The sequence below is a fragment of the Ciceribacter thiooxidans genome (assembly GCF_014126615.1).
Classification (GTDB): domain Bacteria; phylum Pseudomonadota; class Alphaproteobacteria; order Rhizobiales; family Rhizobiaceae; genus Allorhizobium; species Allorhizobium thiooxidans.
This window is the reverse complement of the sequence record NZ_CP059896.1, coordinates 1,660,202-1,672,170: the sequence shown is the minus strand read 5'-3', so window position 1 is coordinate 1,672,170 and position 11,969 is coordinate 1,660,202. Positions and strand designations below refer to the sequence as shown.

13 protein-coding genes are annotated in these 11,969 nt (G+C 63.7%); 7 read left to right on the top strand and 6 right to left on the bottom strand.

Annotated elements, in window-relative coordinates; genetic code table 11:
• Positions 1-6: 6 nt before the first annotated feature.
• From mazG to H4I97_RS07915, 3 genes are read right to left on the bottom strand one after another with little or no spacing between them, the layout of a single operon-like run.
• The gene (gene mazG, locus H4I97_RS07925) at positions 7-825 is read right to left on the bottom strand and encodes a nucleoside triphosphate pyrophosphohydrolase (RefSeq protein WP_182307351.1); all 819 of its coding nucleotides are present in this window, start codon (positions 823-825) and stop codon (positions 7-9) included.
• Positions 826-839: 14 nt separating this feature from the next.
• Positions 840-1,220, bottom strand: a complete 381-nt coding sequence (locus H4I97_RS07920) for a VOC family protein (protein ID WP_182307581.1) — start codon at positions 1,218-1,220, stop codon at positions 840-842.
• A gap of 37 nt (positions 1,221-1,257) precedes the next feature.
• On the bottom strand, positions 1,258-1,854 hold the full coding sequence (locus H4I97_RS07915) for a deaminase (protein ID WP_182307350.1): 597 nt from the start codon (positions 1,852-1,854) through the stop codon (positions 1,258-1,260).
• 221 nt (positions 1,855-2,075) lie between these two features.
• Here H4I97_RS07915 and cysG point away from each other — a divergent pair, with 221 nt between their 5' ends.
• From cysG to H4I97_RS07890, 5 genes are all read left to right on the top strand, one after another.
• Positions 2,076-3,515: a siroheme synthase CysG gene (gene cysG / locus H4I97_RS07910; protein WP_182307349.1), complete on the top strand. Its 1,440-nt coding sequence runs from the start codon at positions 2,076-2,078 to the stop codon at positions 3,513-3,515.
• Position 3,516: 1 nt separating this feature from the next.
• The gene (locus H4I97_RS07905) at positions 3,517-3,831 is read left to right on the top strand and encodes a DUF2849 domain-containing protein (protein ID WP_182307348.1); all 315 of its coding nucleotides are present in this window, start codon (positions 3,517-3,519) and stop codon (positions 3,829-3,831) included.
• Between the two features lie 8 nt (positions 3,832-3,839).
• Entirely contained in the window at positions 3,840-5,510 is a 1,671-nt protein-coding gene (locus H4I97_RS07900; protein ID WP_182307347.1) for a nitrite/sulfite reductase, read from the top strand.
• A 10-nt stretch (positions 5,511-5,520) separates the two neighbouring features.
• Positions 5,521-6,033, top strand: coding sequence for a DUF934 domain-containing protein (locus H4I97_RS07895; RefSeq protein WP_182307346.1), 513 nt, complete (start codon positions 5,521-5,523; stop codon positions 6,031-6,033).
• Positions 6,034-6,220: 187 nt separating this feature from the next.
• Complete coding sequence (locus tag H4I97_RS07890) at positions 6,221-7,033, top strand: ferredoxin--NADP reductase (RefSeq protein WP_182307345.1); 813 nt, start codon at positions 6,221-6,223, stop codon at positions 7,031-7,033.
• 79 nt (positions 7,034-7,112) lie between these two features.
• On the opposite strand, the gene H4I97_RS07885 is transcribed toward H4I97_RS07890, so the two are convergent.
• Positions 7,113-7,736: a GntR family transcriptional regulator gene (locus H4I97_RS07885; protein WP_182307344.1), complete on the bottom strand. Its 624-nt coding sequence runs from the start codon at positions 7,734-7,736 to the stop codon at positions 7,113-7,115.
• A gap of 85 nt (positions 7,737-7,821) precedes the next feature.
• Here H4I97_RS07885 and H4I97_RS07880 point away from each other — a divergent pair, with 85 nt between their 5' ends.
• Both H4I97_RS07880 and H4I97_RS07875 read left to right on the top strand, forming a co-directional pair.
• Positions 7,822-8,715, top strand: a complete 894-nt coding sequence (locus H4I97_RS07880; RefSeq protein WP_182307343.1) for a dihydrodipicolinate synthase family protein — start codon at positions 7,822-7,824, stop codon at positions 8,713-8,715.
• Positions 8,716-8,896: 181 nt separating this feature from the next.
• A complete protein-coding gene (locus tag H4I97_RS07875; RefSeq protein WP_244658740.1) occupies positions 8,897-10,036 on the top strand; it encodes a polysaccharide pyruvyl transferase family protein in 1,140 nt (379 codons plus the stop codon).
• Between the two features lie 21 nt (positions 10,037-10,057).
• On the opposite strand, the gene H4I97_RS07870 is transcribed toward H4I97_RS07875, so the two are convergent.
• Together H4I97_RS07870 and H4I97_RS07865 are read right to left on the bottom strand one after the other, a co-directional pair.
• Complete coding sequence (locus H4I97_RS07870) at positions 10,058-11,263, bottom strand: ABC transporter permease (RefSeq protein WP_182307342.1); 1,206 nt, start codon at positions 11,261-11,263, stop codon at positions 10,058-10,060.
• On the bottom strand, positions 11,253-11,969 hold the full coding sequence (locus H4I97_RS07865) for an ABC transporter ATP-binding protein (protein WP_182307341.1): 717 nt from the start codon (positions 11,967-11,969) through the stop codon (positions 11,253-11,255). Before H4I97_RS07865 ends, H4I97_RS07870 begins: the two co-directional genes overlap by 11 nt.

The following is an 11,969-nucleotide window of genomic DNA, read 5'->3' as shown; positions in this document are numbered from 1 at the left end:
CGCGATTCATTTGCGTTTCGCCGCCTGCCAAAGCGCCTCCATCCGCTCCAGCGATGCGCCTTCGAGTGTCTCTCCTGACGCATCAAGATGCTTCTCTATATATTTGAATCGACGCCTGAATTTCGTGTTAGTGCCGCGGAGCGCCTGCTCCGGGTCGGCGCCGACATGGCGGCCGATATTGACGAGTGCGAATATCAGGTCTCCGAGTTCGTCGGTGATCTTCTCGGGGCGGTCCTCGGCCAGCGCCTCGCGCAGTTCGCCGATCTCTTCCTCGATCTTGTCGAGGATGGGGGCGGCCTCCGACCAGTCGAATCCGACCTTCGCCGCGCGCTCCTGCAGCTTGATCGCCTCGGTCAGTGCCGGAAACGAACGCTGCACGGCGCCGAGGTGCCCGTCGTGGCGCTCCTCGGCCATACCGCGGCGCTGGCGCTTTTCGCTCCGCTCCGCCTTCTCCTCCTGCTTGATCGCGTCCCACTGCACCTTGACGGCTTCGGCGGTTGCCGCGTCCGAGACGGCGAAGACGTGCGGGTGGCGGCGGATCATCTTCCTGGTGATCGCTTCGACGACGTCGCCGAACGAAAAGAGGCCGGCTTCCTCCGCCATCCGCGCGTGGAACACCACCTGAAGCAGCAGGTCACCGAGCTCATCGCAGAGGTCGTCCGGGTCGTTGCGCTCGATCGCGTCGGCGACCTCGTAAGCCTCCTCGATCGTGTAGGGTTTGATCGTCTCAAACGTCTGGACGATGTCCCAGGGGCAGCCGGTCTCGGGGTTGCGCAGTGCCGCCATGATCTCGATGAGGCGGTTGATGTCCTTGGAGGCTTGCATATTTCTTCTTTCGCTTAGTCCGGAGCGCGGTGGCAAACCGCCTCGATGCGACGTCCATCGGGGTCGATGACGAAGGCCGCGTAATAGTTGGGATGATATTGCGGCCGGAGGCCCGGCGCACCGTCGTCGGTCCCGCCGTTGGCCAGCGCCGCCGCATGAAAGGCGTCGACGGCGGCCCGTGACGGTGCCGAAAGCGCATAATGCGTCCTCGGGTGGTTGACGAGCGCGGGGACATCCACCAGGCCGACATAGAAGTCGTCCGAACCGTCGACGGCCCAGCCGGCAGATGTCTCAGTGACGGCACATTCCACGGCCCCGAGCGGGGCGAATGCGGCCGTGTAGAAGCGCCGGGCGCGGTCGAGGTCGGTCGTCGGAAGCGAGATGTGGTCGAGCATGCCCATGGCGGCGGGTCCTCCCTGCGCTGTCTTGCGGTCAGTTGAGCGGAATGGAATTCTCGTCCTTGGTGGACTGGTAGCGCTCGGAGAGCCCGGCATACACCGCCTTGATGCGCGACGACTGCTCGAAGAGCGCGGCGCGGTCGGCATCCGGCGCCATTGCGATCAGTTCGGCGATCCAGTGCGAATGCCAGAACGCGTTCGCTTTCCGGTAGCCGCCGGGCTCGAGTCCAAAGACTTCCTTCAGGATCTTGAGGTCGTGCGGGATCGCGAAGGCGTCGCGGCTGTCCTCGTGGCTGAAGAAATAGTAGAAATTGTCGAAACCCGCCCAGGTGATCGCCGACATGCACATGGTGCAAGGTTCGTGGGTCGAGAGGAAGACGAGGTCACGCGTGTCCGGCCGTTCGGCGAGCTCGTAGAACCTTTTCAGCGTATGGACTTCGCCGTGCCAGAGCGGGTTCTCCGTCTCGTTGTTGGTCTCGGCGAGAACCAGCGAGAGATCGGATTTCCGGAGCACGGCCGCGCCGAACACCTTGTTGCCTGCAGCAACCCCGCGGGCGGTGAGTGGCAGAATGTCTTGCTCGATAACGTCGAGGAGGCGTGCGACGGGGACGGGCGTTGTTGCGGTGGTCAAGGTGTTGTTCCTGTTGTTGTCCGGTTATCCTTGGCCGGGCGTGCGGCAAAAGTCAAAACGACAATTGCGCAAGTGTCTCGGGTGAGCGGCCGGTGATATTTGCTCGGATTTGGCGGATGCTTGGGAAAGAAATGTCCCTGTGCCATTCCGGTCGGATTCCTGTTTCTTCAAACCGTTGCCCCGAACGGCGATAGTGGCCCAATCTGCAACAGGGTCGCGTCATGGCTGCAAACGAGCACCAGCTTTCCGTCTTTCCCGCCTTCGTCAAGGTCGCGGGTGCCGTCGTCGCCGTGTTCGGCAACGGGGCGGAAGCGTTTGCCAAGACGAGGCTGTTGAAGAACACTGCGGCCCGCGTGGTCGCCTACGCCGACCGCCCGCGTGCCGACTATGCCGAATTCCTTGCCGCCTCGGGTGTCGAGGTCCGACGCGAACCCTTTGCCGCGTCCCAGGTCGAGGGCGCGGTTCTGGTCTTCGCCGCGACAGGCGATGCCGCCGCCGATCGCGCGATCGTCGCCGCGGCGCGTGAGCGGAACATTCCGGCGAACGCCGTCGACCAGCCCGAGCATTGCGACTTCTTCACGCCGGCGCTCGTCAACCGCGCCCCGATTGCCGTCGCGATCGGCACGGAAGGGGCAGGCCCCGTGCTTTCTCAGATGATTCGCGCCGAGATCGACCGGCGGCTGCCGAAGACGCTCGGACGGCTTGCGCGCCTCGCCGAAGACTGCCGCGCCGCCGTCGACCGGACGGTTCCGCGCGGTTCCGCACGCCGGGCCTTCTGGCGCCGGTTCTTCCGCGGCGATGTTGCGTCTGCCGTGGAAAAGGGCGATGTCGCCGGCGCTCGCCGCAATGCCGTCCGACTGATGCAAGAGAGTTCCGCCGTCGAGCGGGGCCGGATCTTCCTGGTCGGTGCCGGTCCAGGCGCCGAAGACCTGCTGACCCTGCGCGCCCATCGGCTACTGATGGAAGCCGACACGATCGTCTATGACGCGCTGGTGCCACAGGCCGTCGTCGACATGGGCCGGCGTGATGCCGAGCGCATTTCCGTCGGCAAGCGCAGGGGCTGCCATACGAAGTCGCAGGACGAGATCAACGCACTGCTCGTCGCTCTCGGTCGCGCCGGCAAGCGTGTCGTGCGGCTGAAATCCGGCGACCCGCTCGTCTTCGGACGCGCCGGCGAGGAAATGGCGGCGCTGCGCGATGCCGGCATTCCTTACGAGGTCGTGCCGGGCATCACCGCCGCCTTCGCTGCCGCCGCCGATTTCGAGCTGCCGCTGACGCTGCGCGGGGTCGCCTCGTCGCTCGTCTTCACGACCGGTCACGACCTGAATGGCGAGGCGCTGCCCGACTGGGCGCGGCTTGCGCTTTCCGGCGCCACCGTTGCCGTCTATATGGGGCGCACCGTGGCCGCTTCCGTCGCCGCGCGCTTGATGGCGGCGGGGCTTGCCGACGACACGACGGTCGCGGTCGTAGAGAATGCCGGCCGCGACGAACGTCGCCTGTTGCATGGCACGCTGCGGGAGCTCCCGGACCTGGAGAAGCGCGCGGAGCTTGAAGGGCCGGTGATGGTCATCATCGGTGACGCTGTCGCCGGCGCGAATTTCGACCGTTCCGAACCGCTGCGGGGCAAGGTCGCCCGCCGCGCTACACTCGTGAGGATCTGACATGGCAGAGAAAGTACTGACCGCAAATCGCCTCGGCGACGGGATCGCCGTCTGGCTTGATGCGAACGGCCAGTGGACCGAGAACCTGCAGGAGGCGTTCGTCGCCCGCCACTCCGAAGCCATAGAGGCGCTGGAGGCGGCGGGACGTCGCGCCTTTGCGAGCAACCTCGTTCTCGATGTCAACGTCGTCGATGTTGAGGAGCAGGGCGGCGTCCTGCGGCCGAGGCGCCTGCGTGAGCGCATCCGTGCGCTCGGTCCCACCATTGCCTATGCGGACGGCCACGGTTTCGCCGATCCGGATTTCATTGCCGCCTGAGGAACCTCATGTATCGCTACGATGAATTTGATCATGCCTTCGTCTCGGCCCGCGTCGAGCAGTTTCGCGACCAGATCGCACGCCGGCTGAAGGGCGAGATCGCCGAGGATGCCTTCCGGCCGTTGCGCCTGATGAACGGCGTGTACCTGCAGCTGCATGCCTACATGCTGCGGGTCGCCATCCCCTACGGCACCCTGAATTCCCGACAGATCCGGATGCTCGCCCATATTGCGCGCCGCTATGACCGTGGTTACGGCCATTTCACGACCCGGCAGAACATCCAGTACAACTGGCCTCGGCTCGTCGATACGCCGGACATTCTGACCGAACTCGCAAGCGTCGAGATGCACTCGATTCAGACCTCCGGCAACTGCATCCGCAATGTGACCGCCGACCACTTCGCCGGCGCCGCTGCCGACGAGATCGCCGATCCGCGTCCGTACGCTGAAATCTTGCGCCAGTGGTCGTCGGTTCATCCGGAGTTTTCGTTCCTGCCGCGCAAGTTCAAGATCGCGGTCACCGGCGCGCCGAGCGACCGGGCGGCGATCCAGGTGCATGATATCGGCCTGCATCTGAAGAAGGACGAGAGCGGCGCGCTCGGCTTTGCCGTTTATGTCGGGGGCGGGCAGGGGCGCACGCCGCTCCTCGCCAAGAAGATCCGTGACTTCCTGCCGGAAGAGGACATGCTCTCCTACGTTACGGCGATCGTGCGGGTCTATAATCTCCACGGCCGGCGCGACAACAAGTTCAAGGCGCGCATCAAGATTCTCGTTCATGAAACCGGCGTCGAAGAAGTGACGCGGCAGGTAGAGGCGGAATTCGAGACGATCCGTGACGGCGAACTGAAGCTGCCGGACGCCGACATCCGCGCAATCGAGCAGTATTTCACATTGCCGGCGCTCGCCGAGCGTCCGGAAGGCTGGGCCGAGCTCGCGCGCGCCAAAAAAGCCGATCCGGATTTCGCCGCCTGGGTCGCCCGCAATGTGGCGCCGCACAAGCACCCTGACTACGGCATGGTGACGATCTCGCTGAAGCCGATCGGCGGCACGCCGGGGGACGCCAGCGCCGAGCAGATGGACGTCGTCGCCGACATCGCAGAACGGTATGCTTTCGACGAAATCCGCGTCAGCCACGAACAGAACCTCGTGCTGCCGCATGTGGCACTCGCCGACCTGCCGACCGTCTACGCGGCTCTGGTCCAGACCGGCCTCGCAACGGCCAATGCCGGGCTGATCACCGACATCATCGCCTGCCCGGGCCTCGACTACTGCGCGCTGGCGAATGCCCGCTCTATCCCGGTCGCCCAAGAAATCTCCAGGCGCTTCGCTTCTGCCGAACGGCAGGAGGAGATCGGTACGCTGAAGATCAAGATTTCCGGCTGCATCAATGCCTGCGGCCATCACCATGTCGGCCATATCGGCCTGCTCGGCGTCGAGAAGAAGGGAGCCGAGCTTTACCAGATCACCCTCGGCGGTTCCGGCGACGAGAACGCCTCGATCGGCGAGATCATCGGTCGCGGCTTCGAGCCAGAAAAGGTGACCGACGCGGTAGAGACGATCGTCGACACCTATCTCGGTCTGCGGCTTTCGCGTGAGGAGACCTTCCTCGACGCCTATCGCCGCGTGGGTCCGCAGCCGTTCAAGGATGCTCTCTACGGGGAAGCGGCGGAAGCCGCGTGAGGAAGAACTGATGACGAGCATTTGGAAAGAAACGGGATTCGTCGAAAACGATCCGTGGGTGATCGAGACGGATGAGCGCAAGTCAGGCGAGGGGGAAACACCCGTTCTCGCTCTCGCGACCTTCCTCGAAAGGGTGGAAGAGAGCAACGAAGGCGGTTTCGGCGTCCTGATCGCACCCGCCGACGACGTCACGAAGCTCGCGCCTTATCTCGACCGGATCGCGCTGGTGGCGCTGGTGTTTCCGGCGTTCAGCGACGGTCGTGCCTTCAGCCATGCATCCATCCTGCGCGGACGCCTCGGCTACACTGGCGAGATGCGCGCCGTCGGCGATATCCTCATCGATCCGATTCCGCTGATGCTGAGGTCCGGCTTCGATAGCTTCGCCGTAACCAACGAGGTCGCGCGGCGACGTCTTGCCGAAGGGCAGCTGCCGGGGATCGCCGATCACTATCAGCCTGCGGCCAGGGTAACGACAGCGCCCGGCGGCTACAGCTGGCGGCGAACGAGCCGCGCGGCTGGATAAGACATCACGAAATTACTATATTAGCACCGACGATTTGACTGTGATCAAGGTCGCGGTCTTCCAAGCCAGGCATACGGTCGCGAACGGTTCTGACAACCGTGACGGAATGCCCGGTTTCGCCGCCGCGGCGCATAGGGTATATGGCCCCCGTGGCCGACAGAGAGACGAGAACAGGAAGCGACACAGCATGAATGCTCCAGTGATGACCAAATCCGCGGAACTCATCGTGCCGGAAGGCGTCTACGCCGAGACCGTGCTCAGCGTGACCCATTATACGGACCGGCTGTTTCGTTTCCGGATGACGCGTCCTGCCGGCTTCCGCTTCCGTTCGGGCGAGTTCGCGATGATCGGGCTCGTCGTAGACGGAAAGCCGATCTACCGCGCCTATTCGATCGCGAGCCCCTCCTGGGACGAAGAACTGGAATTCTTCTCGATCAAGGTTCCCGATGGTCCGCTCACCCAGCATCTGCAGCGCATCCAGCCGGGCGACAAGGTGCTGATGCGCAAGAAGCCGACGGGAACGCTGGTGCTCGATGCGCTTACCCCCGGCAAGCGGCTCTATATGTTCTCGACCGGTACCGGTATCGCGCCGTTTGCCAGTCTCATCCGCGATCCGGAGACCTACGAGAAGTTCGAGGAGGTCATCCTCACCCATACCTGCCGGCAGGTCGCAGAACTGAAATACGGTTTCGACCTGATGGAGGAGATCCGCAATCACGAGTTCCTGGCGGATATCGTCGGCGACAAGCTCAGGCATTATGCGACGGTCACCCGCGAAGACTATCCCTTCCAGGGCCGGATCACCGATCTCGTCGAGAGTGGCAAGTTGTTCACCGATCTCGGTGTGCCGCCGCTCGACCCTGCGGTTGACCGCGGCATGATCTGCGGTTCGGCGGACATGCTGAAGGACACCAAGGCGCTGCTCGAAAAAGCGGGCCTCACCGAAGGTGCCAACAGCAAGCCGGCCGAATTCGTCATCGAGCGCGCCTTCGTCGGCTGACGCCTTTTCCTTTTCGAAGCCTTCAAGGCGGCCGGATCTTCCGGGCGTTTTTCTTTGAGACTATCGGGTTCTGTGGAGTTCAGGCCCCGGCGAGATGCGAGATCAGCGCCTCCATCGCCTTTCGCGCTTCGGCAGCGTCGCCGTTGTGGATCGCCCGAATGACGCTCACATGGAAAGCGACCGAACGATCCATCTTTTCGGGCGTTGCCCGCGCGAACCACAGCCGGCGGGAGTGCGTCTGCAGCGGCGCCAGCGCGGCGATCAGGAACCGGTTCGGACAGGCCTCTTCGAGTATCTCGTCGAACTGTTTGTCTGCCGAAAGAAACCCTTCGAAGTCACCCGCGACGGCAGCTGCGGTCATCGCCTGGGCGCAGGAGAGCAGTCCTTCGCGCTGCTCCGCGTCGGCGCTCGTGGCCGCGAGGGAGGCGGCGAGTGGTTCGAGCTGATGCCGCACCGCCATGATATCCTTGTGATCCTCGGGGTGAATTTCGCTGATGAGCAGGCCGACCCGCGGCTTCACTTCGATCAACCCCTGCCACTCGAGCTTCTGGATCGCCTCGCGGACGGGGGTACGTCCGTGGCCGGCGAGATCGATCAATTCCTTCTCGGTCACCTTGGCGCCGGGCTTGAGCTTCAACGTCACGATTTCGCGCTCCAGGGCGCGATAGGCGAGGTGGCTAAGCGATCCAGCTTGTTTCGACATAGATGACCCTTTCTGATATATCAGATATTGACATGTCGCATTCGAGATGGCAAGCTTCACTGATATATCAGCAAAGGAGCTCCACATGTGGAAGGGTGTATTTCCCGCGGTAACGACCAAGTTCAAGGAAGACGGCGCGCTTGACCACGCCGAGATGGAACGCTGCTTTGCGCTCCAGTTCGAGGCGGACGTGGACGGCATGATCGTTTGCGGCTCGCTCGGCGAGAACATGACGCTGGATCCGGACGAGAAGATCGAGATCCTGAAGATCGCGAAATCGGTTTCCCGTGGCAAGCCGGTTCTAATGACCATCTGCGAAAGCGCCACGCGCCGTGGCAAGGCTGCCGCCGTCGCTGCCGCCAAGGCCGGAGCCGACGGCTTCATGGTCCTGCCGGGTGTGCCTTACAAGTCGGCGCCAGCCGAAACGATCAACCACATCCGCGCCGTCGCCGTCGCCGGCGAACGTCCGGTCATGGTCTACAACAATCCGGTCGGCTACGGCGTCGACGTGACCATTCCGATGTTCGAGGAACTGGCGAAGGACGACCAGGTCGTGGCGATGAAGGAATCGACCGATGACATCCGTCGCGTCACCGAGGTCTTCAATACCTTCGGAAACCGCTTCGACGTCTTCACCGGCGTGGACAACCTAGCGCTCGAAAGCCTGATGATGGGCGCCGATGGCTGGGTTGCCGGTCTCGTGGTCGCCTTCCCGAAGGAAACCGTCGCCATCTACAAGCTCGCCAAGGCCGGCCGCTACGACGAGGCGCGGGCGATCTATCGCTGGTTCCGTCCTCTGCTCGACCTCGACGTCTCGACCTTCCTCGTCCAGCAGATCAAGCTCGCCGAAATCTTCGCGATCGGCTCCAACGACCGCGTCCGCGAGCCGCGCCTCCCCCTTTCGGGCGAGCATCGCGCCCGTGTCACGAAGATCATCGAGACGGCGCTCGCCAACCGTCCGGCCCTTCCGGCGCTCTGAGCGACAGCGCAGGAGAACACGAAGAGGGGCGGCTCGACCGCCCCTTTTTCGTCTGATCACAGGCATGCAACCCAATGTCGCGAAGATCTCCGGTTGGGAACGGACGCGATCACTTTCGTGGCAGGCGATGTCGTGCTAGGCGAAAGCTCTGCTCGGCGGAGATCATGGAGAGGCGCGCGACATGAAGAAAAGCAACCTGGCGGCTTTCGTTCGATCCGAGGGATATGTGCCGCTCGCCTGGGCCGGCTCGACCGCGAGCATGGACTACCTGAATATCGGCGATGCTCTCAGCCCGGTGATGGTTGCCCTGCTGTCTGGCAGGGACGTCCGGCGTCGCCCCTCGAAGTCGGCCAGCCTGCGCATGGCTTGCGTGGGGACGATCGGACATGGATTTTTGGGCGGCGAGGTCTGGTTCTGGGGAACCGGATGTTCGCCATGGGTAAACCCTGCCGCTCGCAGCGGGGAGCGCGTGCCGTTCACGGTTCCGCCGGGGTCGGATTTCCGCGTGCTCGCGACCCGCGGTCCGGTATCCGAACGCCTGCTGACGGGCGGGAGGCCGCCCAGCGGTGTCTACGGCGATCCGGTCTGGTTGCTGCCACGCTTCTATGCTCCACCGATTGAAAAGAAGTGGAAGCTCGGAGTGATCGTACATCTTTCCGAGCTCACGGACCGCGAGGCCGAGGCCCACATCCGCGAGACGCTGGCGCGCTACCGCATTCCCGACGAACTGAAGCAGGATATCTGTCTGATCAACACCGTCTCGCCTATCGGGGTGCAGGGGATAAGGGAAAAGATCGACACCATTCTCGCTTGCGAGAGGATCGTCTCGACCAGCCTGCACGGAATGGTCTTCGCGGAAAGCTTCGGCATTCCCTGTCTGCATTTCGCCACCGACCTGCGCTTCTCGGGTTTGTCGGAGGTACAACTGTCGGAAGACTGCGGACTGGATTTGCGCGTTGTCGATCTCTACGCCGGCCTCGGGATGGCACGCCTGCCCGTCTACGGACAACCCACAGATCGGGAGACGGACTGGGCGGCTTTGATGCGTGCGATCGACGCAGCCTGGGAGCCGAGGCTGCTCGACGAGGATAGGCTGGTGGAGGCCTTTCCACTTGATTATGCACCTTTGCAGGCGCCTGTGGGAGCAACCATCTGGGATCATCCGGTCCTCACCGGACTCCTTTTGCAGCACGACGTCGCCGAACTTAATCGGCTGGACAAGGAGCAGCAAGCCCAGAAAGCGACCAAGGCGAACGTAGCGTCATCGCCGCTTCGGTCGCCCGTCCGTTCGTTCTTCGATCGTGTGCTTCAGAGGGATTGACCCGGTCCTCCACCAATAACATCACTCGTGCCTGAGCGCCTCGATCGGGTTCATCTGCGCGGCGCGGCGGGCGGGGAAGTAGCCGAAGATCATGCCGATCGCCGCCGAGAAGATGAAGGCGAGGGCGATCACCGCCGGGCTGGTGACGAAGGGCACGTGGAGAAGGGTGACGGCGCCGTAGGCGAGCCCGAGGCCGAGCAGGATGCCGATGATGCCGCCGGAAAGCGACAGCGTCACGGCCTCCACCAGGAACTGCTGCAGCACCTGCCTTTCCAGCGCTCCGATCGCCAGCCGAATGCCGATCTCGCGCGTGCGCTCGGTGACGGACACCAGCATGATGTTCATGATGCCGATGCCGCCGACCAGCAGGCTGACGGCGGCGACCGCACCCAGAAGCCCCGTCATCAGCGTCGTCGTGCCGGTGAGCGTCGAGGCCATCTGCGTCATGTCGTTGACCGAGAAATCGTCCTCGCGTCCGGCGATGATCTTGCGCCGCTCGCGCAACAGGCGCTCGACATCCGCCTGCACCTTCGTGGTCGAGACCCCGTCACGCGCCGAGAGCGTGATGCTCGAGACGTCGGTGTTGCCGCCGATACGCCGCTGGAACACCTTGATCGGCATCACGATGATGTCGTCCTGATCGGAGCCCATACCGCTCTGGCCCTTCTTGTTGAGGATGCCGATGACGTCGCAGGACACCGATCCGACGCGGATCTTCTGTTCGAGCGCCGGTGTCGAGCCGAAGAGCTCGGTGCGGACCGTATTGCCGATGACGCAGACCGCCTGGCCGCCGCGTTCCTCCGTCGAGAGAAAGGCGCGGCCGGCGGCAAAGCTCCAGTCCATGGCGGTGAAATAGTCGCTTCCCGTACCGACGACGGTCGTCGTGTGGTTCTCGCCGCCGAAGATTGCGACCTGGCTCGACTGGTTGACCGGGGCAACCGCCTGGAGCCCGTTGATCTGGCTCCGGATCGCCTCGACGTCTCTGAGAGTAAAGCTCTTGGCGGAGGTGCTGGCGCGGCCGGGGCCGAACTGACCCGGCCGCACGAAAAGCAGATTAGTGCCGAGTTTGGAAATTTCGGCGGTCACCTGCGCCGTCGTGCCGTTGCCGATCGTCACCATGGCGATGACCGCAGCGACACCGATGACGACGCCGAGCACCGTCAGGAACGATCGCAGAAGGTTGCGGCTGATCGCCCGCAGCGCGAGCTTGACCGTTTCATAGAACATGGGACTCGGCTCCGCTGCTCGCGCTGTCATGGTCGAGGCGGCCGTCGACGAAACGCAGGTGGCGCCCCGCATAGGCGGCGATGTCCTCCTCGTGGGTCACCATGATCACCGTAATGCCCCGCTCGCGGTTGAGCCCGGTGATCAGTTCCATGATCTCGCGGCTGGTCTTCGTGTCGAGGTTGCCGGTCGGCTCGTCCGCCAGCAGCACCGCCGGGCTGGTGACGATTGCGCGGGCGATCGCGACACGCTGCTGCTGGCCGCCGGAAAGCTCCTGTGTCGTGTGGTGTTCGCGGCCGGCGAGCCCCACCTGTTCGAGCGCGATCTGCGCCAGCCGGCGCCGCTCACGCGCTTCCATGCCGCGATAGACCAGCGGCAGTTCGACATTCTCGATCGCAGAGGTACGCGCGAGAAGATTGAAGCCCTGAAAGACGAAGCCGAGCATGTAGCGCCGCAACAGTGTGTGCTGGCCACGGTCAAAGCCCGTGGTGTCGATCCCCTGGAATAGGTAGTGCCCCGAACTCGGCACGTCCAGGCATCCGAGAATGTTCATCGCGGTCGATTTGCCGGACCCGGAGGGTCCCATGATGGCGACGAATTCGTGGCTCCGGATCGTAAGGTCTATGCCGTCGAGCGCACGGATCGTCGCTTCACCGCTGCCGTAGAGCTTGGCGACTTGCCGGAACTCGATGAGGGGCGCTGTCGCCAT

Coding starts and splice junctions, on each gene's coding strand:
- mazG (WP_182307351.1), bottom strand. CDS start 825: ATGCAAGCCTCCAAGGACATCAACCGCCTCATCGAGATCATGGCGGCA.
- H4I97_RS07920 (WP_182307581.1), bottom strand. CDS start 1,220: ATGCTCGACCACATCTCGCTTCCGACGACCGACCTCGACCGCGCCCGG.
- cysG (WP_182307349.1), top strand. CDS start 2,076: ATGGCTGCAAACGAGCACCAGCTTTCCGTCTTTCCCGCCTTCGTCAAG.
- H4I97_RS07905 (WP_182307348.1), top strand. CDS start 3,517: ATGGCAGAGAAAGTACTGACCGCAAATCGCCTCGGCGACGGGATCGCC.
- H4I97_RS07900 (WP_182307347.1), top strand. CDS start 3,840: ATGTATCGCTACGATGAATTTGATCATGCCTTCGTCTCGGCCCGCGTC.
- H4I97_RS07895 (WP_182307346.1), top strand. CDS start 5,521: ATGACGAGCATTTGGAAAGAAACGGGATTCGTCGAAAACGATCCGTGG.
- H4I97_RS07890 (WP_182307345.1), top strand. CDS start 6,221: ATGAATGCTCCAGTGATGACCAAATCCGCGGAACTCATCGTGCCGGAA.
- H4I97_RS07885 (WP_182307344.1), bottom strand. CDS start 7,736: ATGTCGAAACAAGCTGGATCGCTTAGCCACCTCGCCTATCGCGCCCTG.
- H4I97_RS07880 (WP_182307343.1), top strand. CDS start 7,822: ATGTGGAAGGGTGTATTTCCCGCGGTAACGACCAAGTTCAAGGAAGAC.
- H4I97_RS07875 (WP_244658740.1), top strand. CDS start 8,897: ATGAAGAAAAGCAACCTGGCGGCTTTCGTTCGATCCGAGGGATATGTG.
- H4I97_RS07870 (WP_182307342.1), bottom strand. CDS start 11,263: ATGTTCTATGAAACGGTCAAGCTCGCGCTGCGGGCGATCAGCCGCAAC.
- H4I97_RS07865 (WP_182307341.1), bottom strand. CDS start 11,969: ATGGCGACAGCGCCCCTCATCGAGTTCCGGCAAGTCGCCAAGCTCTAC.